The 22231-nt window shown below is 72.4% G+C and carries 19 protein-coding genes; 5 read left to right on the forward strand and 14 right to left on the reverse strand.

All coding sequences use genetic code 11. The annotated features are described in order from the left end of the window. Nucleotides 1-164: 164 nt before the first annotated feature. A complete protein-coding gene (locus KBY19_RS36885; protein WP_307843631.1) occupies nucleotides 165-1964 on the reverse strand; it encodes a histidine kinase in 1800 nt (599 codons plus the stop codon). A 110-nt stretch (nucleotides 1965-2074) separates the two neighbouring features. Between KBY19_RS36885 and KBY19_RS26650 the strand changes: the two genes are divergently transcribed. Next, nucleotides 2075-2680, forward strand: coding sequence for a DedA family protein (locus KBY19_RS26650; protein WP_099883347.1), 606 nt, complete (start codon nucleotides 2075-2077; stop codon nucleotides 2678-2680). A gap of 142 nt (nucleotides 2681-2822) precedes the next feature. On the opposite strand, the gene proC is transcribed toward KBY19_RS26650, so the two are convergent. The 11 genes from proC to KBY19_RS26705 form a co-directional block, all read right to left on the reverse strand. Further along, nucleotides 2823-3626, reverse strand: a complete 804-nt coding sequence (proC, locus tag KBY19_RS26655; RefSeq protein ID WP_185017820.1) for a pyrroline-5-carboxylate reductase — start codon at nucleotides 3624-3626, stop codon at nucleotides 2823-2825. 133 nt (nucleotides 3627-3759) lie between these two features. After that, a complete protein-coding gene (locus KBY19_RS26660) occupies nucleotides 3760-4497 on the reverse strand; it encodes an ABC transporter permease (protein WP_185017819.1) in 738 nt (245 codons plus the stop codon). Beyond that, nucleotides 4494-5402, reverse strand: a complete 909-nt coding sequence (locus tag KBY19_RS26665; protein ID WP_247691455.1) for an ABC transporter ATP-binding protein — start codon at nucleotides 5400-5402, stop codon at nucleotides 4494-4496. Before KBY19_RS26665 ends, KBY19_RS26660 begins: the two co-directional genes overlap by 4 nt. A 187-nt stretch (nucleotides 5403-5589) precedes the next feature. Next, entirely contained in the window at nucleotides 5590-7749 is a 2160-nt protein-coding gene (locus KBY19_RS26670) for an MMPL family transporter (protein ID WP_099883344.1), read from the reverse strand. 127 nt (nucleotides 7750-7876) lie between these two features. Then, nucleotides 7877-8167, reverse strand: coding sequence for a hypothetical protein (locus KBY19_RS26675; protein ID WP_099883343.1), 291 nt, complete (start codon nucleotides 8165-8167; stop codon nucleotides 7877-7879). Continuing rightward, a complete protein-coding gene (locus KBY19_RS26680) occupies nucleotides 8152-8538 on the reverse strand; it encodes a winged helix-turn-helix domain-containing protein (protein WP_099883342.1) in 387 nt (128 codons plus the stop codon). The genes KBY19_RS26675 and KBY19_RS26680 overlap by 16 nt, the downstream gene beginning before the upstream one ends. A gap of 210 nt (nucleotides 8539-8748) precedes the next feature. Then, entirely contained in the window at nucleotides 8749-9270 is a 522-nt protein-coding gene (locus KBY19_RS26685; RefSeq protein WP_210966854.1) for a hypothetical protein, read from the reverse strand. Between the two features lie 45 nt (nucleotides 9271-9315). After that, nucleotides 9316-11178: a dihydroxy-acid dehydratase gene (ilvD, locus tag KBY19_RS26690; protein ID WP_210966855.1), complete on the reverse strand. Its 1863-nt coding sequence runs from the start codon at nucleotides 11176-11178 to the stop codon at nucleotides 9316-9318. Between the two features lie 92 nt (nucleotides 11179-11270). Next, nucleotides 11271-11960, reverse strand: coding sequence for a TetR family transcriptional regulator (locus KBY19_RS26695; RefSeq protein ID WP_185017817.1), 690 nt, complete (start codon nucleotides 11958-11960; stop codon nucleotides 11271-11273). Then, nucleotides 11957-12919, reverse strand: coding sequence for a sugar phosphate isomerase/epimerase (locus KBY19_RS26700; RefSeq protein ID WP_307843632.1), 963 nt, complete (start codon nucleotides 12917-12919; stop codon nucleotides 11957-11959). Before KBY19_RS26700 ends, KBY19_RS26695 begins: the two co-directional genes overlap by 4 nt. Nucleotides 12920-13017: 98 nt before the next feature. Further along, complete coding sequence (locus KBY19_RS26705; RefSeq protein WP_099883338.1) at nucleotides 13018-13950, reverse strand: Ppx/GppA phosphatase family protein; 933 nt, start codon at nucleotides 13948-13950, stop codon at nucleotides 13018-13020. 120 nt (nucleotides 13951-14070) lie between these two features. On the opposite strand from KBY19_RS26705, the gene KBY19_RS26710 reads away from it, so the two are divergent. Then, nucleotides 14071-14991: a hypothetical protein gene (locus tag KBY19_RS26710; RefSeq protein ID WP_307843633.1), complete on the forward strand. Its 921-nt coding sequence runs from the start codon at nucleotides 14071-14073 to the stop codon at nucleotides 14989-14991. Nucleotides 14992-15111: 120 nt separating this feature from the next. Here KBY19_RS26710 and KBY19_RS26715 read toward each other — a convergent pair whose 3' ends face one another. Then, nucleotides 15112-16686 (reverse strand): hypothetical protein, encoded by a 1575-nt coding sequence (locus KBY19_RS26715; protein ID WP_210966856.1) that lies wholly within the window; start codon nucleotides 16684-16686, stop codon nucleotides 15112-15114. Nucleotides 16687-16940: 254 nt separating this feature from the next. Between KBY19_RS26715 and radA the strand changes: the two genes are divergently transcribed. Both radA and disA read left to right on the forward strand, forming a co-directional pair. Continuing rightward, nucleotides 16941-18338: a DNA repair protein RadA gene (radA, locus tag KBY19_RS26720; RefSeq protein WP_210966857.1), complete on the forward strand. Its 1398-nt coding sequence runs from the start codon at nucleotides 16941-16943 to the stop codon at nucleotides 18336-18338. Nucleotides 18339-18651: 313 nt separating this feature from the next. Beyond that, nucleotides 18652-19773, forward strand: a complete 1122-nt coding sequence (disA, locus tag KBY19_RS26725) for a DNA integrity scanning diadenylate cyclase DisA (RefSeq protein WP_099883335.1) — start codon at nucleotides 18652-18654, stop codon at nucleotides 19771-19773. A gap of 117 nt (nucleotides 19774-19890) precedes the next feature. On the opposite strand, the gene KBY19_RS26730 is transcribed toward disA, so the two are convergent. Next, nucleotides 19891-20739, reverse strand: coding sequence for a hypothetical protein (locus tag KBY19_RS26730; protein ID WP_210957422.1), 849 nt, complete (start codon nucleotides 20737-20739; stop codon nucleotides 19891-19893). 301 nt (nucleotides 20740-21040) lie between these two features. On the opposite strand from KBY19_RS26730, the gene KBY19_RS26735 reads away from it, so the two are divergent. Beyond that, complete coding sequence (locus KBY19_RS26735) at nucleotides 21041-22012, forward strand: A/G-specific adenine glycosylase (RefSeq protein WP_099883333.1); 972 nt, start codon at nucleotides 21041-21043, stop codon at nucleotides 22010-22012. Nucleotides 22013-22231 lie beyond the last annotated feature (219 nt).

Here is a 22231-nt window from a genome sequence, read left to right on the forward strand (position 1 = left end):
AGCAATTCGGCATGCCGAACAGACCCCTGCGAAGGGAGATGGTCTTACGTAGTGGTTTCCGCCGGAGTGGCGGGAGGAGTCGCCAGAAACCGTGACCGGCTGCTGACAACTCGATGAACCTTACGGACCGGCGACCGCCGTGTCAACTTCGGGCGTCGCCCCCGTCAACCGTCGTCCCGCTCGTTGGTGACGCGGTCCTTGTGGGAGAGGCGGCCGTCCGCGAAGCAGAGGCGGTAGAGCGGGGAGTTGTCGAAGGTGGCGGTGCGGTAGAAGCGGCACTCGTCCGTGTGCGGAGGATCCGGTGGGGCGCCGTAGGGGCGGGACTCCTCGTCGAACTCGTACGACGGGAGGCGCGGGGTCACGGAGGTCTCTGCGTCACCTGTGCGCAGGTCCTCGAAGGTGTGCTGGGGCAGAACGGACTGGTGGGAGGTGTAGAGCTGGAAGCCGTACATCAGTACGGCGAGGGCCGCGGTGGCCGCGACCGGGATCCAGAGGACGTTCACCATGCCGCGTCGTACGCGCTGCCGGGCCTGGGCCAGCTCCTCGCGGGAGCGCGAAATGCCGGCGCCGCCCTCGAAAGCGGCGGGCGGGATCGGCTCCGCGGTGAGGGGGAGGTGGGCCGTGACCTCGTAGCCGTCGTCCGTGGGGTGGGCCCGGAAAGTGCCGCCGGCCTGGCGGACGCGCTCGTCCAGGCTGATGAGTCCGGTGCCGGAGCCCCCGCCGGGTCCAGGCTGACCGGCATCTGCGCCCGCGTCGGCGCCGGCGGCGGGCGCTGCTTCGGGAACCGACCCGTTTCGCACCGTGACGTCCACCTCGGTGCTCCGCTGCCGGATCTCGACGGTGATGGCGGAGCCTGGGGCGTGCTTCGTCGCGTTGGTGATGGCCTCCTGGACGACGCGGTGAAGGGCCCGGTCGACGAGTGGGGGCAGTCGGGACGGGTCGCTTTCCGCCCCCTCACCTGCTTCCCCAGCACCTGCTTCTCCAGCATCTGCTTCCTCGGTCGCCTCCTGCGCTGTGTGGTGGCGGAGGGTGATGTCGACGCCCGAGGCGGCGGTGCGGGCCACCAGGTCGGGGACGGTCTCGGAGACGGTCGGCGGCTCTTGGTGGAGCTCTGTCGTGTCCTGGCGGAGGAGGCCGATGATCTGGCGGAGGCGTTCGGTGGCGTCGGCGGCCGCCTGGCGGAGCTCGGCGGCGGAGGCGCTGGCGTCGGCGTCCACCCCCGCGGAGACCTGGAGTGCCGCGGCGCGGACGGCGATGAGGCTGAGGTCGTGGCCGAGGGAGTCGTGCATGTCGCCCGCGATACGGGAGCGTTCGCGCAGCCGGGTGCGTTCGGCCACCAGTTGCTGTTCGCGCTCCATCCGGGCGGCCAGCTCCCAGCCGGCGCTGTGCAGCTCGTATTGCTGACGACGGAAGCGGCCCAGCAGCCAGGGGAGGACGGCGGCGAACAGGACGGTGCTGACCAGGGTGAACCAGGCCCACAGGTCGGCGCCCGGCAGTGTCAGGGCGAGCACGAGTCCGGCCGCGCAGAGGAGTACGGCGGCGATGAGCGACGGGCGTACGTCCTGGGTGCGGCGGCCGAGCAGAAAGCTGAGGGCGACCAGGCCCGGGGCGAAGGTGCTGGTGAACAGCTCCGGGGTGGCGGTCAGACCGAGTACGGCGGGGACGGTCGCGGCCGCGAGCGGGGCCCGGCGGCTCATGGCTGCCGCGGCGGCCAGCAGCGGAGCCGCCACCACACGGAGCCAGACCGGGACGTCGGTGAGGAAGGGAAGGGGGTAGGCCATGAACAGGAACAGGGCCAGGTCGGCCAGGGCCTCACGGACGCGTCGGCGGCGCAGACCCTCTCCCAGACGGCCCTTGAGCCGGTCGCGGAAGCGGCCGTGGACGCCGTCCGTGCGGCCGGCACCGGGCCCTGCGGCGGGGCCTCCGGCCGGTCGTCGGGTGCGGGCGCGTGCGGAGGAGTTCACGGCCGTCACGGTACGCGGCGGGTTCACGGGGGACATCTGTCGAAAGTGCAGGGTGGCCGACGACTATCGTGCGCTGCCCGCCGCCTGTGGCGCTCCGTACGTTCCGGAGCATGAATGACGCGATAGTGCACGCGGTCGAGGGATTCGTCAGCACACCCTGGGTGTATGTGGCGCTGTTCGGAATCGCGATGCTGGACGGATTCTTCCCCGTGGTGCCGAGCGAGACGCTGGTGATCACCCTGGGGGTGTTCGCGGCGGCGCAGGGCGAGCCCGAACTGTTCTGGGTGATCCTGGTGGCGGCGTTGGGAGCGTTCATCGGGGACCACATCTCCTATGCGATCGGACGGCGCTCCGGAGCACGGATCCAGGCCCGGCTGAGGGAGGGGAGCCGGGCGCGGCGGGTGTACGAACGGGTGGGGCGGATGCTGGCCGAGCGGGGCGGCCTCGTGCTGGTGGCGGCGCGCTACATCCCGGGCGGGCGGACGGCCGCCACACTCACCACGGGCGCCACGGGGTTCCCGCGCCGGTCGTTCACCCGGTTCGACGCCGTCGCGGTGGTGAGCTGGGCGATCTACTCGGCCTGCCTGGGCTATGTGGGCGGGGCGGCGTTCGAGGAGACACCGCTGTACGGGGTGGCGCTGGGGCTGGCGCTCGCCTTCACGATCACGCTGGTGCACGAGGGAGTGCGGGGGTTGCGGGCCCGCGCCGGGAGCTGAAGGACTCGCACAAGCTTGCGGGGCAGCGAGTAAGCGGCGCGGGAAACTGCTCCCCCAAGCTCTTCGAGCAGGGGGTGCCCCCACAGCTACGACACACCCGCAGCCCGCGACGCACAGCAAGGGGCACCCTCTCCCCGGCCCGTCAGCCTCCCAGTTCGCGGCTGCGGTCGCGGGCCGCCTCGATGGCGTCGATGAAGGCGGCGCGGACCCGGTGGTTCTCCAACTCGCGGATGGCGTTGATCGTCGTACCGCCGGGCGAGGTGACGTTCTCGCGGAGTGTGACGGGGTGGTCGCCGCTGTCGCGGAGCATGGTGGCGGCGCCGACGGCGGCCTGGACGATCAGCTCGTGTGCCTTGTCGCGCGGGAGGCCGAGCTGGATGCCGGCGTCGGTCATGGCCTCGACCAGGAAGAAAAAGTAGGCGGGGCCCGAGCCGGAGAGGGCGGTGGCGGCGTCCTGCTGGCTCTCGGGGAGGCGGAGGGTCTTGCCGACGCCGCCGAAGATCTCGTCGGTGAGCTTGAGATGGTCCTCGGTGGCGTGGGTGCCCGGAGAGACGACGGACATGGCCTCGTCCACCAGGGCCGGGGTGTTGGTCATGACGCGGACGACGGGGGTGCCCTCGGCGAGGCGCTGTTCGAGATAGCGGGTGGTGATGCCGGCCGCGCCGCTGATGACCAGCCGGTCGGCGGGCACGTGCGGGGCGAGTTCGTCCAGCAGTGCCGCCATGTCCTGCGGCTTGGGGGTGAGGATGAGGGTGTCGGCGCTCTTGGCGGCCTCGGCGTTGCCGACGGTCTCGACGCCGTAGCGCTCGCGCAGTTCGGCGGCGCGCTCCGGGCGGCGGGTGGTGACCAGGAGGCGGGAGGGCGACCAGCCGCCTCGGAGCATGCCGGAGAGCAGTGCCTCCCCGATCTTCCCGGTGCCGAGGACCGCGACTTTCTGGGTGGTCATGGGGGTGCTTCACCTCGTGCGTTGTTGCGCGTCGGACGCCGTGTGGCCGCATGTCCACGATCGTGGACACCGCGTCCATACTCGCACCGGCCCACCGCTCGGCAGCCCCGCGTTCCACAGCGCGGACGCGCCTTCAGGCCGTACGGCGGCGGAGGGTGGCGGCACCGAGGAAGAGGACGAGGAGCGCGCTGCCGGCGACGATGACCGCGTCGCGGACGAAGTCCCCGGTGGGGTCCGGGTGTTTGAGGACTTCCGTCATGCCGTCGACGGCGTAGGACATGGGCAGCACGTTGGAGATCGCCTCCAGCGCCGGCTGCATGCTGCTGCGGGGGGCGAACAGGCCGCACAGCAGGATCTGCGGGAAGACCATCGCGGGCATGAACTGGACCACCTGGAACTCGGAGGCGGCGAACGCGGAGACGAACAGCCCGAGCGCCGTGCCCAGCAGGGCGTCGAGCAGCGCGATGAGCAGCAGCAGCCAGGGCGAGCCGACGATGTTGAGGTCCAGGAGCCAGACGGCGACACCGGTGGCGAAGGAGGCCTGGACGACGGCGAGCGCGCCGAACGCGAGTGCGTAGCCGAGGATCAGATCGGCCTTGCCCAGCGGCATGGACAGCAGCCGCTCCAGCGTGCCGGAGGTGCGCTCCCGCAGGGTGGCGATGGAGGTGACCAGGAACATCGTCACCAGCGGGAAGATGCCCAGCAGTGAGGCGCCGATGCTGTCGAAGGAGCGGCGGTCCGCGTCGAAGACGTAGTAGAGCAGGACCAGCAGCAGGACCGGGACGAGGAGCAGCAGCGCGACCGTCCGGGGGTCGTGGGCGAGCTGGCGCAGGACACGGCGTGCGGTGGCGAGCGTGCGTGCGGCGTTCATGAGGTGCCCCGTCGTGAGTGCTGGGAGTCCTGGGCTTGCTGGGATTGCTGGGCTTGCTGCGTGTTCTGTGCGTGCTGGGAGTGCTGTGCGTGCTGTGCCTGGGTTGCGGGGTCGGGCCGGGCGGAGGTGGCGGTTCCGTCCCGGGCGGACTCGACGAGCTTGAGGAAGGCGTCCTCGACGGTGTCGCTGCCGGTGGTCTCGCGGAGCGCCTGCGGGGTGTCGGCGGCCAGCAGGGTGCCGTCCCGGACGAGGAGCAGGTGCTCGCAGCGGTCGGCCTCGTCCATCACGTGCGAGGAGATCAGCAGGGTGGTGCCGCGCGCGGCGAGGCGGTGGAAGAGGTTCCACAGGTCGCGGCGGAGTACGGGGTCGAGGCCGACGGTGGGTTCGTCGAGGACCAGCAGTTCGGGTGTGCCCAGCAGGGCGACGGCGAGGGAGACACGGGAGGACTGGCCTCCGGAGAGGTTGCCCGCCAGATCGTCGGCGTGCGAGGTGAGGTCGACGTCGGTCAGCGCCTGGTCGACGGCGGCGGCGCGGTCGGTGCGCGGGATGCCGAGGACGGCGGCGTAGTAGTCGAGGTTCTGCCGTGCCGTCAGGTCGGCGTAGACGGACGGGGACTGGGTGACGTAGCCGACGCGGGAGCGCAGCGGGGCGGAGCCCGCGGGCCTGCCGAGTACGTCGAGGGTGCCGGTGACTTTGGCCTGGGTGCCGACGATGGCCCGGATCAGGGTGGATTTGCCGCTGCCGGAAGGGCCGAGGAGTCCGGTGACGGTGCCGGGGTCGATGTCGAAGGTGAGCCCGTCCAGCACCCGACGGCTGCCGCGGACGACGGTGAGGCCGTGCGCGTGCACGGCGGGCCGGCCGTCCCCCAGGGTCCCGGTTCGCTCGGGCGGAGGTTTATTCATCATGTGATGAATTATGGTCGCCGCCGTACGAGGGCGTCAAGCGGCGGAACGACGAACGGCGGTGCCGGTCCGGCCTGAGAGGGCTCAGGAGGTCCGGCACCGCCGGATGTGTGGGGTTCCTTCCGTGTGGTGAGGAAGGGGACCGAGGGATCGAGAGGGCCGAGTGCAGGTGCCGAAGAGGGCTACACGGCTACACCTTCTCCAGCACCCGGTCCTCCCCCACCGCCGTACGGGCGTCACCGTGCGGCTGCGGGGCACGGCCCAGGCGGCTCGGCCACCAGATACGGGCACCGATGTCCAGGGCCAGCGAGGGCACCAGGACGGTGCGGACCAGGAAGGTGTCCAGCAGGACGCCGATTCCGACCAGCACCCCGAGCTGCGCCATCGACACCAGCGGCATCGAGGCGATCACCGCGAAGGTGGCGGCCAGCACGATTCCCGCCGAGGTGATCACACCGCCGGTGGAGCTGAGCCCTGCCAGCACGCCCCTGCTGTGCCCCTGCGACACGGCCTCTTCGCGGACCCGGGTCATCAGGAAGATGTTGTAGTCGATGCCCAGTGCCACCAGGAAGACGAAGCCCATCAGTGGCAGGGAGTTGTCCATCGCGGCGAAGTCGAGCACGTACTCGAAGACCAGGTGCGAGGCGCCCAGCGCACCGAAGTAGGACAGCACCACGGTTGCCAGCAGCAGCACCGGCGCGACCAGCGAGCGCAGCAGCGCCACCAGGACGAGCAGGACGACGGCGAGCACGATCGGGATGACGACCTTCAGGTCGCTCTCCGCGGCGCGCCGGGTGTCCAGCGACTCCGCGGTGGTACCGCCCACCAGGGCTTCGGCACCGTCGACCTGGTGCACCGCGTCGCGCAGTGCGTCGATGGTCCGCTTGGCCGCCTCACTGTCGGGAGCGTCCCGCAGCACGACGGACAGCGAGGTCAGCGACCCGTCGACGGTGCGGTCGTCGGCCCGGACGGACTCCACTCCGCCGACCTCCGCTGCTGCCCGCTGCACGGCGGCGCGCGCGTCGGTCCGTACAACGACGGTGGCCGGGTCGGAGGAGCCGGAGGGGTAGTGCGCGGACAGCTTCTCCTGGGCGACCACCGACTCGGGCTTGTCCTGGAACATCTCCGCGTTGGTCAGTCCCATGGTGATACCGGTCGCGCTCAGCGCCAGTACCGCCGTGACGGCGATGGACATCAGCCAGGACCAGCGCGGACGGCGGGCCAGCAGGCCGCCGATCCGGGACCAGACCGTACGAGCCTTGCGCGGCTCCGTCCCGTACCGGGGCACGAACGGCCAGAAGACCCGGCGACCCGCCACCACCAGCAGCGCGGGCAGCACGGTGATCATCGCGAGCAGCGCGCAGACGACACCGACGGCACCGACCAGCCCCAGCGAGCGCGAGGAGTTGATGTCCGCGAAGGCCAGGCAGGCCAGCCCGATGGCGATGGTGCCGGCGGAGGCAACGATGGCGGGTCCGGAGCGGCGCAGCGCGAGCCGCATCGCCTCGTGCCGGTCCTCGTGGCGGTGGAGCTCCTCGCGGTAGCGGGCGATCAGCAGCAGTGCGTAGTCGGTGCCGACACCGAAGACGAGGACCATGAGGATGCCCGCGCTCTGCGGGTCGACGGGCAGCGAGGCGTACTTGGCCAGCACATAGGTGGCGACCTGGGTGAGGACCGCGGCGAAGCCGACCGACAGCACGGGGAAGAGCCACAGCAGCGGGCTGCGGTAGGTGATCAGCAGCAACAGCGTGACGACGGCGCCGGTGGCCAGCATCAGCGTGGAGTCGAGGTTGTCGAAGACCTTGATGTTGTCGATCAGCGAGCCGGCGGGGCCGCCGACCTCGACGTCGAGCCCGGGTGGCGCGTTGGCGGCCGCGACCGAACGGATCTTCTCCACGTCGTCGGTGATGTCGTCACCTGCGGTGGTCAGCGGCACCACCAGCATCAGGGCCTTGCCGTCCTCGGCCGGGATCGGACCGCCGAGCCGCTCGCCCTTGGCGGCGAACCGGGCGAAGTCCGCGCGGTCGGCGCGCGCCTTGGCGGTGTCGGCCTCGGTGGTGGCGGCGTCGGAGCGGGTGTAGACGACGACGGCGGGAATGATCTCGTCCTCGCCGCGGAACTTCTCCAGCTCCGTATTGACCTTGGCGGACTCGGCGTTGCCGGGCAGGAAGGCGTTGGCGCTGCTGTCCTCGACCTCACCGAGCTTTCCGGCCAGCGGTCCGAGGGCGACGACGATGATCAGCCAGGCGGCGAGGACCAGCCACTTGGTGCGCTTACCGCCGGGGGCCGTGGCCAGGCGGCGCAGCGCGTGGCGACACCTCCCGGCCGGATGCTGGGAGAGGGCAGGCATGGGTAACCTCCATGGTGTGGGTGTGGGAAGCGAGGGGTTCGCTGAGTGCTCACGCTCACGTGTACGGCCGGGAGTTGCCGCTCCCGGCCGTACGAGCGCCGGTGGTGCCTGCGGGGTGGCGGGCCCGCTACTCGATCTCGCGCATCATCTTCTCCATCGAGGCGATCGACTGCCGTGCCTGCGTCAGCTCGTCCAGCGTGCGGCGGTGCAGTTCGACGTTGTCCTCCAACAGCTGCGCGTACTTCTCGGCCAGGCTCTTGTACTGCTGTTCACGGGCGGCCAGCATGCGGGCCCGCCAGGTGGCGGCGACCTGCCAGACAATCACGATCATCAGGACGAAGACCCCGCCGGAGCCGAGCGCCGCCGCCCAGGTACCGGCCGCGTCGGCTGCTGCCGCCGTCGTCAGCTGCTCGTCCACTGTGTGCTCTCTTTCTCGTTCCGGGCCCGCTCGCTCGGGGCCTTCTCGTCCGGCTGCTGGTCGGTGAGGGTCCGCGCAGCCTCCGCGACGATCTGCGGGGTCAGGGCGTAGGCGAACGGGGACACCTCGAAGAACTTCATGGCCTTGCCGCTGTCCGACAGCTCCAGCGTCCCGACCACCAGGCCGGCCGCCTCCAGCCGCTGGAGGTGCATGTGCAGCAGGGGCCGGCTCATGCCGATCTCGCGGGCGAGTCTGCTGACGTAGTTCCGGCCCTGGGCGAGCGCCGCGACGATCCGCAGCCGATGCGGATTGCCCAGCGCTGTCAGGACCTTCAGCAGTTCGTCTCCCGTCGGGGTCTCGATCGCGCTCACCGCGACCCCTCTCTCTTGGCGTGTAAGAAGAATCTGACACGTGACGGAGCAGGGTGTCGAGCTCAACTGTCCCTTGTCCGGGGCAGTTCAGGGTTCCCCCTGAGACGACTGCGGGAGGGCCCTGAAAGCCCTCCCGCAGTCGTTCGTGGGGTGGGTGACGGAGGAGAGCCGATCGGCAACCGGACGGCAGGCGAGCGGCAACCGAACGGATCAGCCCTTGCGCGCCTTCTTCCGGCCCTTCGTTCCCCTGCCGCGTGCCGCCGGATTGCCGGTGCGGGCGGTGCGCTGCCGCTCGTGGCGGTCCAGTGCGGCCTCGTACTCGGCGCGGTGCAGCTTCTCGCCGGGTGCCTCGACGCAGGTGCGCAGCGCGTAGGCGAGCAGTACGCCGATGAAGCCGACGATCCGGATGCTGTGCATCGACGACTCGGCCGACGCCTCGCGCTCACTGGGGCGGCGGCCGTAGTGGGTGAGGGTCCGGGAGAACGCCAGCGCGCTGCACACCGCGAACGCGACGACGAGCAGCACGCTCGCCCAGCTCCCGATGTCGGCCAGCACCACGCCCTGGTAGGCGAACCGCAGCACGAAGGCACCCGCCACGGCGGCCAGCGCCGCGCCGACGCCGAGAGCGACGCGGCGCAGTGCGTAGCCGCCGGAGTGGTCGACCCAGGTGGTGCCGTAGAAACGGAGCGGCTCGGGGGCCGGCGCGTCGGGGGTCTTCGGTTCCTGGGGCACGAGTCGATTATGGCCCCAGGCCGGCCGGCTCCCGCCCGGTGGGGCTCAGCGCTCCAGCAGGGTCACATCGCGCACGGCACCCCGGTCGGCGCTGGTGGCCATCGCCGCGTAGGCGCGCAGCGCGGTGGAGACCTTGCGCTCACGCGCCACGGGCGCGTACCGGCCGGCCAGCGCCGCACGGCGGGCCGCCAGCGTCTCGTCGGGCACGTCGAGGCGCAGCTGCCTGTTCGGGATGTCGATGACGACGGTGTCGCCGTCCTCCACCAGGGCAATGGTGCCGCCACCGGCCGCCTCGGGCGAGATGTGGCCGATGGAGAGTCCGGACGTACCACCGGAGAACCGGCCGTCGGTGATCAGCGCGCAGGCCTTGCCCAGGCCCCGGCCCTTGAGGAACGAGGTGGGGTAGAGCATCTCCTGCATACCGGGGCCGCCCTTGGGCCCCTCGTAGCGGATGACGACGACGTCGCCCTCCTTGACCGTCTTGTCGAGGATCTTCTGGACGGCCTCCTCCTGGGACTCGCACACCACGGCGGGCCCGGTGAAGGTCAGGATCGACTCGTCCACGCCGGCGGTCTTCACCACGCAGCCGTTCTCGGCCAGGTTGCCGTACAGCACCGCCAGCCCACCCTCGGTCGAGTAGGCGTGGTCGATGTCGCGGATGCAGCCGTCCGTCGCGTCGACATCCAGCGTCTCCCACCGCTCGGACTGCGAGAACGCCTCGGCGGAGCGCTTGCAGCCCGGCGCGGCGTGGAAGAGCTCCACGGCCTGCGGCGAGGGCGAGCCGCCGCGGATGTCCCAGGTCTTGAGCCACTCGTCCATCGAGTCGGCATGCACGGTGTGCACGTCCTCGTTGAGCAGCCCGGCGCGGTAGAGCTCGCCCAGGATGGCGGGGATGCCGCCCGCGCGGTGCACGTCCTCCATGTAGTACGTGCCGCCGGGCCCTGCCTTGGCAACGTTCGGGGCGACCTTGGCCAGGCAGGGCAGCTTGCGAGAGAGCTGGTCGATGTCGGCCATCGTGAAGTCCAGCTCCGCTTCCTGGGCCGCGGCCAGCAGGTGCAGGATCGTGTTGGTGGAGCCGCCCATGGCGATGTCGAGGGCCATGGCGTTCTCGAAGGCGGCGCGGGAGCCGACGTTGCGCGGCAGGACGGTGGCGTCGTCCTGGCCGTAGTAGCGCTTGGTGATCTCGACGACCGTGCGGCCCGCCGTCTCGTACAGCTCCTTGCGCGCCGTGTGGGTGGCCAGCACGGAGCCGTTGCCCGGCAGGGCCAGGCCGAGGGCCTCGGTGAGGCAGTTCATGGAGTTGGCGGTGAACATGCCCGAACAGGAGCCGCAGGTCGGACAGGCGTTCTCCTCGATACGGAGGATGTCCTCGTCCGAGACCTTGTCGTTGACGGCCTCGGACATCGCGTCGACCAGGTCCAGCTTGCGGACGGTGCCGTTCACCAGCGTCGCGCGGCCGGCTTCCATGGGGCCGCCGGAGACGAAGACGGTGGGGATGTTGAGCCGCATCGCGGCCATCAGCATCCCGGGAGTGATCTTGTCGCAGTTGGAGATGCAGATCAGCGCGTCCGCGCAGTGCGCCTCGGCCATGTACTCGACCGAGTCGGCGATCAGGTCCCGGGACGGCAGCGAGTAGAGCATGCCGCCGTGGCCCATGGCGATGCCGTCGTCCACCGCGATGGTGTTGAACTCGCGCGGGATACCGCCCGCCGCCTTGACCGCCTCGCTGACGATGCGGCCCACCGGCTGGAGGTGGGTGTGGCCGGGCACGAACTCGGTGAAGCTGTTGGCCACCGCGATGACCGGCTTGCCGAAGTCCTCACGCGCTACGCCGGACGCCTGCATAAGGGCACGCGCCCCTGCCATGTTGCGTCCGTGGGTGACGGTGCGGGACCTCAGCTCGGGCATGGCTGCCTCTCCCTTGGTGCGGGCGGCCCGCCATGGCGGTGGGGCCCGGCGGCCGCTGCGGTACGTAGAGAGTTCGAGGGTACGCCTCGCGCTCAGGATCCGGACAGGGGGTCCGAATGATGGACGGGACCCGGTTCGTCCTGCGGACCGGGACCCGTGAGGTGGTGCTGGACGACGGGCGCCAGCCGGGCGATCACGCCCTCCAGCGGCTCGGAGGCCACCGGCTCCAGCCGGATGACATGCCGCAGCAGCGCCGCCCCCACCAGCTGCGCCGCCGCCAGACCGACACGCAGTTCGGCGTCGGGCCCCTGGATCCGGGCCGCCACCCGGCTGAGCAGACTGCGGGTCAGCAATCCGCGGAAGACGGCCGCCGCCCGCTCGTTGTTGACCGCCGAGCGGACGATCGCCAGCACCGGTTCGCGGGTGGCCGGGTCCTCCCAGACCTCCAGGAACCTCCGGGTGACGACCTGGCCCACGGCGTCCGGGGCCGCGGTCCCGACCAGATCGGGGACGGAGAGCACCGGTGCCATGGCGCCCTCGATCGCGGCGACGAACACCTGCTCCTTGGTACCGAAGTAGTGGTGGACCAGCGCCGCGTCCACACCCGCGCCACGCGCGATGGCGCGGACGGAGACCTTGTCGAAGCCGTGCTCGGCGAACTCACCCCGGGCCGAGGCCAGAATCCGCTCCCGCGCCCCCGGTCCGGCCTCGGCGGTACGCCGCGCCGGGCGCCCCCGCCTGCGGGGGGCGGGCCCCGGCTCCTGGGAGGAGCGTTCGGTCATGCGTTCCTCCGGCCGGCGGGGTGGCCGGTCGCCGTCCCGTCGCCGCCCGGCTCCCCGCCGGTGCCGCTGTGGCCGCTGTGGCCGCCGGTGCCGCTTTGGCCGCTGGTGCCGTTGTGGCCGCCGGTGCCGTTGGCACCGGCGGTGGGGGCGGTGCCGGGAGCGGCGAGGTGGAGACGGGTGTAGGCGAGGGCCTCGGCCAGGTCCTCCTCGCGCTCGGCGGCCGACATGGCGCGCCGGGTGTTCACCTCGACGACGACGTGCCCGTCGAAGCCGCGTGCGGCCAGCCGCTCCAGCACCTCGGCACACGGCTGCGAGCCGCGCCCCGGTACCAGATGCTCGTCCTTCGCCGAACCGTTGCCGTCCGCGATGTGCACATGGCCGAGCCGGTCACCCATCCGCTCGACCATGGCGAGCGTGTCGTTGCGGGCCGTCGCGGTGTGCGAGAGGTCGATCGTGAAGTGCCGGTAGTCGTTCCGGGTGGGGTCCCAGTCGGGCGCGTAGGCCAGCATCTCGCGGTCCCGGTAGCGCCAGGGGTACATGTTCTCGACGGCGAACCGGACGTCGGTCTCGTTCGCCATCCGCCACACCCCTTGCTCGAACTCACGCGCGTAGTTGCGCTGCCAGCGGAAGGGCGGATGCACGACCACGGTGGACGCGCCGAGCGTCTCCGCCGCCGTACGGGCACGTACCAGCTTCGTCCACGGATCGGTGGACCACACACGCTGCGTAATAAGCAGACACGGTGCGTGAACGGCCAGAATCGGGACCCCGTGGAAGTCCGACAGCCGGCGCAGCGCGTCCACGTCCTGGCTGACCGGGTCCGTCCACACCATGACCTCGACGCCGTCGTAACCGAGGCGCGCGGCGATCTCGAAGGCCGCGGCCGTCGACTCGGGGTACACCGAGGCCGTCGACAGCGCGACCTTCGCCTGGGGGACCCGCACGCTTTCGATGCCCACCCAGCCACCCTAAGCGCGGTTCGCCGCCCGCGAAGGGTTACCCCCCTGTGAGAGAGCTCCCTCCCGCGAGCGGAGGCCCCCCGGGTGCGGTAGCGGGCTCACGCCGCCCGCAGCCGGTCGAGGCGGCGCAGGATTATGCCCTCGCGCAGGGCCCAGGGGCAGATCTCGGCCTCCGCGACGGCGAACAGGTCCAACGCGGCCTCCGCGACCAGAGCGCCCGCCAGCAGTTGATGGGCCCGGCCCTCGGAGACACCGGGCAGCGCGGCGCGCTCCTCGGCCGGCATCGAGGCGAGCTTGGGCACCCACTCCTCCAGGGAGGACCGGCTCAGTACGCGGCGGGTGTAGACGCCCTCCGCGCTGCGCGGGGCGCCCGCCATCCGGGCGAGCTGCTTGAAGGTCTTGGAGGTGGCCACCACGTGGTCCGGCGGGCTGAACCGGTTGAACTCCCCCACCGAGCGGGCGATCTCGGCCCGCACATGCCGCCGCAGGGCGCGTACGTCCGCCGGATCGGGCGGATCACCCGGCAGCCAGCCGGAGGTGAGCCGCCCGGCACCCAGCGGCAGCGACACCGCCGCGTCGGGGTCCTCGTCCAGCCCGTAGGCGATCTCCAGCGAGCCGCCGCCGATGTCCAGCACCAGCAGCCGCCCGGCCGACCAGCCGAACCAGCGCCGTACCGCCAGAAACGTCAGCCGCGCCTCGTCGGCACCGGAGAGCACCTCCAGCTTGACGCCGGTCTCCGTGGCGATGCGGTGCAGCACGTGCTCGGCGTTGGCCGCCTCGCGGACGGCGGAGGTCGCGAACGGCAGCAGCGCCTCGACCCCCTTGTCCTCGGAGATCTGCAGCGCCTCGGCGAGGGTGACGCAGATCCGGTCGACGCCCTCCGCGCTGATCGAGCCGTCCTCCTCCAGGAGTTCGGCGAGCCGCAACGTCGTCTTGTGGGAGTACGCGGGCAGGGGCCGCGCACCGGGATGCGCATCCACCACGAGCAGGTGGACCGTGTTCGAGCCCACATCGAGGACACCGAGTCTCATACCCAGCACGCTAGCCTCCTGGCGGGTCCGCCGCTGCGATACCTCCCGGCGCACGATACGGGGAGCCGGCTCGGGGAGCGGCGTCCAGGAGCCGCGCTCCCTGGCCCGTAGGCTGGACGCGTGGGTAAGACGAAAGCGGCGAAGCACAAGAAGCAGGACGGCGCACACGAGACGCCTCCGGCGCCCCGGGCGCGCGACGAGGAGGTCGGTCTCGACTTCACCCGCGCCTGGGTGGAGTTCCCCGACCCGGCCGACGACGAGCAGGTCTTCCGCTGCGACCTGACCTGGCTGACGTCCCGCTGGAACTGCCTGTTCGGCAACGGCTGCCAGGGCATCACACCCGGCCGCGCCGCCGACGGCTGCTGCACGCTGGGCGCCCACTTCTCCGACGAGGACGACGAGAAGCGCGTCGCCGAGCACGTCGCCCGGCTGACACCCGAGACCTGGCAGTTCCACGACATCGGCACCGGCGCACTGGGCTGGACCGAGGTCAACGAGGACGGCGAGCGCCAGACGCGGCGCTGGCAGGGCGCCTGCATCTTCAACAACCGCGCCGGATTCGAGGGCGGCGCGGGGTGCGCGTTGCACACCCTGGCCCTGCGCGAGGACCGCGAGCCGCTGGAGACCAAGCCCGATGTGTGCTGGCAGGTGCCGATCCGGCGCACCTACGAGTGGGTGGAGCGGCCGGACGGCGAAGAGGTGCTGTACGTCACCATCGCCGAGTACGACCGGCGGGGCTGGGGCTCGGGAGGGCACGACCTGCACTGGTGGTGCACCGCGGCGCCGTCGGCGCACGGCGGCGGACGGCCGGTCTACGAGTCGTACCGCGCCGAGCTGACCGAACTCATGGGCAAGCCCGCCTACGACCAGCTCGCCGAACTGTGCGCGCAGCGCCTGGCCAGTGAGCTTCCGCTGGTGGCCGAACACCCGGCCACCACCCGCGCCACCGCCGACCGCGCGGCGGCGGACCACGCGGCGGCGGACCACGTCGCCGAGCACGCCGCCGCCGGGCCGGGCGGAGAAGAGCTGCCCGAGCTGTAACCGGGCCCCGGGACGCACGGCCCGGGGCCCGGTGCCCGACAACCGGGCCTGGTCGCCCCGGCACCGTGACCGCCCACCCCACCGCCCCCGGGTGCCGGACGGCACCAGGGGGCGGGGCGGTCAGGACGGGGAATCGTTCGGGTTCTGGGGCGGGCTCGGGGTCGTGGTGGGGGACGGCGTCGTCGATCCGCTGGGGGACGGGGAGCCGGTCGGTGTCCCGCTCGGCGGCGGCGAGGTGGGGTGCGACGCAGAGGCGGACGGTACCGGTGCCGAGGGCCGGGCGGTCGACGGCTGAGCGCCCTGGCCGCTCAGCCGCGCGGGCGACTCCTCGTCGCGGACGCGCGAGGCCTTCCGGGTCCTGCCGCCCGGTCCGCCGCCGGCCTCCGCCGTCTCGGCCCGGTCCTTCGCCTCGTCCGGGAAGGTGTGCCACGGGTCGACCCCCGGGGGCAGAACCGTGCTGGCGGGGCCGTCCACACCGCCGTGTCCCCGGCCGCCCCCTCCGTCGGCGGGCTCGTCCGGCGCGGTGGCTGAACGCTCCGCCTGGGGCTCCCCGGGGGCCGGGGCCCCGCGGTAGGCGGCCCACAGGGCGACCACCGGCGTCGCCAGCACGGCGGCGATGACCGTCGACGTCAGGGCCCGCCCGCGCAGCCGGTCCCGCCGCCCCGCACGCTCGTCGTCGTGCACCGGGAAGCCGGCGCGGTCGAAGCGGGGGGTGCGCTGGGCTCTCGCCCTGCGTGCCACCGCGACGGCCGCCTCGACGGCGGGGCGCGGAACCGTCAGGACGGCGAGCGTGGCCGAGGCGGGGGCGGTGCCGGGCCAGGAGACCCCGGCCATGGCGCGCTCGGCGGCCCGGCGGCACTGCGGGCACTCGTCCACGTGCCGCACCAGTTCGTGGCGCAGCGCGGTGCCCAGCAGCAGCCGCTCGTCGCCCGCGAGCCGGGCCACGGCCGGGCAGCCGCCGGACTCCACGACACGCAACGCGGCCCGGGTGCGCTCGACTTCGCAGGAGGCGTTCAGCAACAGGTCCTCGGCCGCGGTGGTGGTCAGGGAGAGCACGGCCCCGATCTGGGCCGGGGACAGTCCGTGGCGGACGGACAGTTCGAGGGCCTCGCGCTGCTCCGGCGCGATACCGGCGGCCTCCGGCCAGGCGAGCGCGGCCAGTTCGCGGCGGCGCTGGGCCCGGGCCCCGGCACCCAGCGGCTCGGCCGCCGATGCGGCCGGGGACGCCGGGGCGGCGGGATCGGCGCGGCCGGCGGGGCCGAACGGCCCGGCGGGGACCGCGCGGCCGGAGCGCACGGACCGCGCGGACCGCAACGAGCTCTCGGGCCGTCCGGAGCGTCCTGGCTGTGCCGCCCACGGGGCCTGCGCCGACTGCGCGGCCTTCTGGTCGGCGAGGCGACGCGAACAGGCCCACCGGGCCAGTGCGTAGAGCCAGGGCCGGTGGGCCTGTTCGTCCTCGGGGGCGCGTCCGCGCGCACGTTGGCGATCCGCGAGGGCGAGCGTCTCACCGAGTGCGGCGAGGGCGGATTCGTGCTCGCACATCACGGAAAGGCAGTAGGTGAACAGGCCGTCCAGGTACGCGTCGTCGCACCGCGCGCCCGTGCCCGCGGAGTGGTGGTGCGTCGTCCTGCCCGCCCGTTGCGCTGGGGATGCGCCGGGGGCGTTCGTCGGGTGTTCGCGCCTGCTCGTCATCACCCCGGCGACGGTAGGCGGATGATGGCGCTTTGCTGGGGTCGCCGACGCGGGATTACTTCCTTCGGGTGACGGTCGCCGTCAAAACAGGACACGTCCGGTGGGTTTGACGACATCAAGGTCCCAAAGGAGCGCATGGAGGGCGCACAGTCGGCACCCGGCCGACCGCGCACGGACCGGCTGCCGACGGACCACCCGTACGGTCCGCCGACGGCCGCCCGTACGGTGCTGTCAGTGGCCGCCTATACGGTGACGTCATGGCTGCCCGTAAGTCGTCCGCCAAGGACCGCCCCACCTACCGCTGCACCGAGTGCGGCTGGCAGACCGCCAAGTGGCTGGGGCGGTGCCCCGAGTGCCAGGCCTGGGGCACCGTCGAGGAGGCGGGTGGCACCCCGGCCGTACGGACCACCGCGCCCGGCCGGGTCTCCGTCAGCGCGCTGCCCATCGGCCAGGTCGACGGCAAGCAGGCCACGGCCCGCGCCACCGGCGTGCCCGAACTGGACCGGGTATTGGGCGGCGGCCTGGTGCCCGGCGCCGTGGTGCTGCTGGCCGGCGAGCCGGGCGTCGGCAAGTCGACGCTGCTGCTGGACGTCGCGGCCAAGGCGGCGTCCGACGACCACCGCACGCTGTACGTCACAGGTGAGGAGTCGGCCGGTCAGGTGCGGCTGCGGGCCGACCGCATCGGCGCCATCGACGACCATCTGTATCTGACCGCCGAGACCAACCTGTCGTCCGTGCTGGGGCACCTGGACGAGGTCAAGCCCTCGCTGCTGGTGCTGGACTCGGTGCAGACGGTGGCCTCGCCGGAGATCGACGGAGCACCGGGCGGCGTCGCCCAGGTGCGGGAGGTGGCGGGAGCGCTGATCCGGGCCTCCAAGGAGCGCGGCATGTCCACGCTGCTGGTCGGCCACGTCACCAAGGACGGCGCCATTGCGGGGCCGCGGCTGCTGGAGCACCTGGTGGACGTGGTGCTGCACTTCGAGGGCGACCGGCATGCGCGGCTGCGCCTGGTGCGCGGTGTGAAGAACCGGTACGGGACGACGGACGAGGTGGGCTGCTTCGAGCTGCACGACGAGGGCATCACGGGCCTGGCCGACCCCTCCGGGCTGTTTCTGACCCGCCGCGCCGAGCCGGTCCCCGGCACCTGTCTGACGGTGACCCTGGAGGGGCGGCGCCCGCTGGTCGCGGAGGTGCAGGCGCTCACCGTCGACAGCCAGATCCCCTCCCCCCGCAGGACCACCTCCGGACTGGAGAACTCGCGGGTCTCGATGATGCTGGCGGTGCTGGAGCAGCGTGGCCGCATCAGCGCCCTGGGCAAACGGGACATCTACAGCGCCACGGTCGGCGGCGTGCGGCTCTCCGAGCCCGCGGCCGACCTCGCGGTGGCGCTCGCGCGGGCCAGCGCCGCCAGTGACACGCCGCTGCCGAAGAACCTGGTGGCGATCGGCGAGGTCGGTCTCGCCGGTGAGGTGCGCCGGGTGACGGGCGTCCAGCGGCGGCTGGCGGAGGCCGCGCGGCTGGGCTTCACCCACGCGCTGGTGCCGGGTGACCCGGGCCGGGTGCCGGACGGTATGCGGGTGCTGGAGGTCGCCGACATCGGCGAGGCCCTGCGTGTCCTCCCGGCCCGCCCCGCCCGTAAGGCCCCGGCGGACTGAGGCCCCCGGCACCGGACGACCGGGCCGTCGGCACCGGACGACCGGACGCCCGGGGCCGCGTACGGTTGTGGAAGCCGTGGCGGGGCCGTGGCCGGGGGCCCGTGCACGGCTCGGGCGCGCGGTACGGACCGTACGCGGCGAGGGGCCGGCTCGACGCGCCGGTAGACTTTGCCCCGGTCTCGACCGACCACGAGCACGACGGGGGGCTGTGCGCGGCACCGCGAGGGGGACCGGCACGGCCTCTTCGCGAAGGTGCGGTGGATCCGGTGGTCGAGGAAATGCCGACAGGCACCCGCACGACCGAAGGAGTGCAGTGGCAGCCAACGACCGGGCAACGGTCCCCGGCAGGGCCGAGGGGGCGTCCGGCCTGATGCGCGCCTCACTGAGCGCGGTCGCGCCCGGAACGGCGCTGCGCGACGGGCTGGAGCGCGTCCTGCGCGGCAACACCGGCGGGCTCATCGTCCTCGGCATGGACAAGAACGTCGAGCAGCTGTGCACCGGCGGCTTCGTACTGGATGTCGACTTCAGCGCGACCCGGCTGCGCGAGCTGTGCAAGCTGGACGGCGCGCTCATCCTCGACAAGGACATCTCCAAGATCGTCCGGGCGGGTGTGCAGCTGGTCCCCGACGCCTCCATCGAGACGGAGGAGACCGGCACCCGGCACCGGACCGCGCAGCGGGTCTCCATCCAGACGGGCTATCCGGTCGTCTCCGTCAGCCAGTCCATGCGGCTGATCGCCCTCTACGTCGACGGGCAGCGGCGGGTCCTGGAGGACTCGGCCGCGATCCTCTCCCGTGCCAACCAGGCCCTGGCGACCCTGGAGCGCTACAAACTGCGCCTGGACGAGGTAGCCGGGACGCTCTCCGCGCTGGAGATCGAGGACCTGGTCACCGTGCGGGACGTGACGGCCGTGGCCCAGCGCCTGGAGATGGTGCGCCGGATCGCCACGGAGATCGAGCAGTACGTCGTGGAGCTGGGCACCGACGGACGGCTGCTCTCCCTCCAGTTGGACGAGCTGATCGCGGGCGTGGAGCCCGAGCGCGAGCTGGTCGTACGCGACTACGCGCCGCAGACGGTCGGCGCGGGCCGCCGGGTACGTGCCGTACCCGAGGCGCTCAACGACCTCGACCGGCTCACCCACACCGAGCTGCTCGAACTGGCCACCGTGGCGCGGGCGCTGGGCTACAGCGGCGCACCGGAGACCCTCGACTCGGCCGTCTCTCCGCGCGGCTTCCGGCTGCTGGCCAAGGTGCCCCGGCTGCCGGGCACCGTCATCGACCGGCTGGTGGACCACTTCGGCGGGCTGCAGAAGCTGCTCGCGGCGAGCGTGGACGACCTCCAGGCGGTGGACGGTGTCGGTGAGGCGCGCGCCCGCTCGGTCCGCGAGGGCCTCTCCCGGCTCGCCGAGTCCTCGATCCTCGAACGGTACGTGTGACGGCTGTCTCCCCCATCGCTGGCTCGCGGACGGCCGCCTCGCCGAAGGTGCCTCACCGCGCTCCGCGCCGTCGGCCACTCCCTGGGGGCGCTGTCCCGGTCCGCTGCCGGCCCCCGGTCACTTCACCAGTTCGAAGGACGTACGCACCGTCTTGAGGCCCTTGAGCTTCACCTCGACCTCGTAGGTGCCCGGCTTGGGCGCCTCGAAAGTGGGCGTACCGCAGTTGGCCGCGCTGGCCTTCCGGAACCAGGTGAGGGTGTGCGTCGAGCTGCCGTCGCCCGGCACCAGACGCGGCATCGGCTTCTTGGTGGGCGGGCAGTCGTCGGAGCGCCAGAACTTGGCGTCCTGCGGATTGTTGATCGTCACGATCGTCGCGGTACGGCCGAGGTCGATCTTGCAGGCACTGCCCCGCTTATTGGTGACCTTCAGCTCGAACTGCGGCCGCTCGCCGGGCCCGTACTCCCGCTGGACGCTGCGCAGCTTCACCTTCACCTCGCCCGGCCGGCAGCTCGCCACGTTCGACGGGGCCGGAACGCCGGCCGCGCCCCCGCCACCGGTGCCGCCGGACCCCGAACCCTGTGAATCGGCACCGTCGTTGCCCGCCTGGGAGCCGCTCCCCGAGCCCCAGCCGGTGCCGCCGGCCGAGGTCTGGTCCTTCTCGTCGGAACCGCCGGAGCCGGCGGAACCGCCCGAGCCGTCCGAGCCGCCGTCCTCCTCGTCCCGGCCGCCCGGGCGCTCGCTGATCGCCGGGCCGGAGTCGGTGGGGCCCGGAGTGATCGTGCTGGCGGGCCCGTTTCCCTTGTCGCCGTTCCTGCCCTCGTTGCGGGCGCTGTCGCCGCCACCGAGCGAGGTCACTGCCCAGACGACGATCAGGACCAGCAGCGCGAGGACAGCAAGGGCAACTGCCCTCCGGCGCCAGTAGATGGAGGAGGGAAGCGGCCCGATCGGATTGCGCAGAGATCCCACGCGGAAACCTTACGAGACATCAGCCACACCACAGGACCGTACCCACCGCTCGCAGCACCAATTGTTGTGATGAGCGGCCCAGTACAGCCGGCGCGGAAGTGCTTCGCGGTCATCTGCGCCGCTTTGCTGAGGGCTTCGGCGATTCTTGGGATTAACCGCTGTACGCGGGCTATGCGGCATGTGGGGTGTCCACGGCGTCTCGACGGATACGTCACAGTTGGGTCGCGGAAGTGGCGGACAGGCTTTCGTACCGCGTGTGCGTTTTTCGGATGAGGAGCGCCGTGCCAGGATCGGTCGTGCCATGACTGCGACCACCGAGACTCCCCAAGCCGCTTCGGCCGGCGCCCCGTCAGCGCGCGCCGCGGAAACCGAAGCCGTCGACCCCGCCCTGCGCGAGACGGCGCGCGCCCTCCATGCCCCCGTCGTCGACTGGTTCGCCACACACGCCCGCGACCTCCCCTGGCGCCGCCCGGAGGCGGGCGCGTGGGGCGTCATGGTCAGCGAGTTCATGCTCCAGCAGACCCCCGTCAACCGCGTACTGCCGGTGTACGAGGAGTGGATGAAACGCTGGCCGCGCCCCGCCGACCTGGCCGCCGAGGCACCCGGCGAAGCCGTGCGCGCCTGGGGCCGGCTCGGCTACCCACGCCGCGCCCTGCGGCTGCACGGAGCCGCCAAGGCCATAGCGGAACGGCACGGCGGCGAGGTGCCCCTCGAACACCCCCAGTTGCTGGCTCTGCCGGGCGTCGGCGAATACACGGCGGCTGCCGTGGTGTCGTTCGCGTACGGCAAGCGGCACGCGGTGCTCGACACCAATGTGCGCCGGGTCTTCGCGCGCGCCGTCAGCGGTCGGCAGTATCCGCCCAACGCGACCACCGCGGCCGAACGGAAGCTCGCCCGCGCGCTGTTGCCGGAGGACGACGAGACCGCTTCCCGCTGGGCGGCGGCGACGATGGAGCTGGGCGCGCTGGTGTGCACAGCCCGCAGCCCCCAGTGCGGACGGTGCCCGATCGCGGCGCAGTGCGCATGGCAGCTCGCGGGCGCGCCCGAGCACCAGGGCCCCGCGCGGCGCACCCAGGCGTACGCGGGCACCGACCGGCAGGTGCGCGGACGGCTGCTGGCTGTGCTGCGCGCCGCCAAGGAGCCGGTTCCCCAGTCCGACCTCGACCGCGTCTGGCACGAGCCCGTCCAGCGCGCACGGGCGCTGGACGGACTGGTGGCCGACGGTCTCGTCGAGCCGCTGGACGGCAAGCGGTACCGCCTGCCGCTGAGCTGAGCCGCAGCCGCAGCCGCAGCCGCAGCCCCGGCAACGGTCCCGGGGCCGGGGCGGTGGCGGTGGCGGTGTGTCGTGTCGGTACCGGCCGGTGTGGAGCCGATGGTGCCGACCTCGCTGCGCTGCCGCAGGGCTGCGGGCGGTGCGGCCCGGCGGTTGCTGTTCCTCGGCACCGCAGGGCCGCGCCACCGGGCCTTCACCGCGGCCCGCACCACCCCGGGC

It is taken from the genome of Streptomyces sp. B15, from assembly GCF_018070605.1.
In the GTDB taxonomy this organism is placed as follows: domain Bacteria; phylum Actinomycetota; class Actinomycetes; order Streptomycetales; family Streptomycetaceae; genus Streptomyces; species Streptomyces smyrnaeus.

Excerpts from the sequence above, each read along its gene's own strand:
- KBY19_RS26665 (WP_247691455.1), bottom strand. The coding sequence starts at position 5,402 with ATGATGAATAAACCTCCGCCCGAGCGAACCGGGACCCTGGGGGACGGC.
- radA (WP_210966857.1), top strand. The coding sequence starts at position 16,941 with ATGGCTGCCCGTAAGTCGTCCGCCAAGGACCGCCCCACCTACCGCTGC.
- KBY19_RS26735 (WP_099883333.1), top strand. The coding sequence starts at position 21,041 with ATGACTGCGACCACCGAGACTCCCCAAGCCGCTTCGGCCGGCGCCCCG.
- KBY19_RS26660 (WP_185017819.1), bottom strand. The coding sequence starts at position 4,497 with ATGAACGCCGCACGCACGCTCGCCACCGCACGCCGTGTCCTGCGCCAG.
- ilvD (WP_210966855.1), bottom strand. The coding sequence starts at position 11,178 with ATGCCCGAGCTGAGGTCCCGCACCGTCACCCACGGACGCAACATGGCA.
- proC (WP_185017820.1), bottom strand. The coding sequence starts at position 3,626 with ATGACCACCCAGAAAGTCGCGGTCCTCGGCACCGGGAAGATCGGGGAG.
- KBY19_RS26670 (WP_099883344.1), bottom strand. The coding sequence starts at position 7,749 with ATGCCTGCCCTCTCCCAGCATCCGGCCGGGAGGTGTCGCCACGCGCTG.
- KBY19_RS26695 (WP_185017817.1), bottom strand. The coding sequence starts at position 11,960 with ATGACCGAACGCTCCTCCCAGGAGCCGGGGCCCGCCCCCCGCAGGCGG.
- KBY19_RS26650 (WP_099883347.1), top strand. The coding sequence starts at position 2,075 with ATGAATGACGCGATAGTGCACGCGGTCGAGGGATTCGTCAGCACACCC.
- KBY19_RS26705 (WP_099883338.1), bottom strand. The coding sequence starts at position 13,950 with ATGAGACTCGGTGTCCTCGATGTGGGCTCGAACACGGTCCACCTGCTC.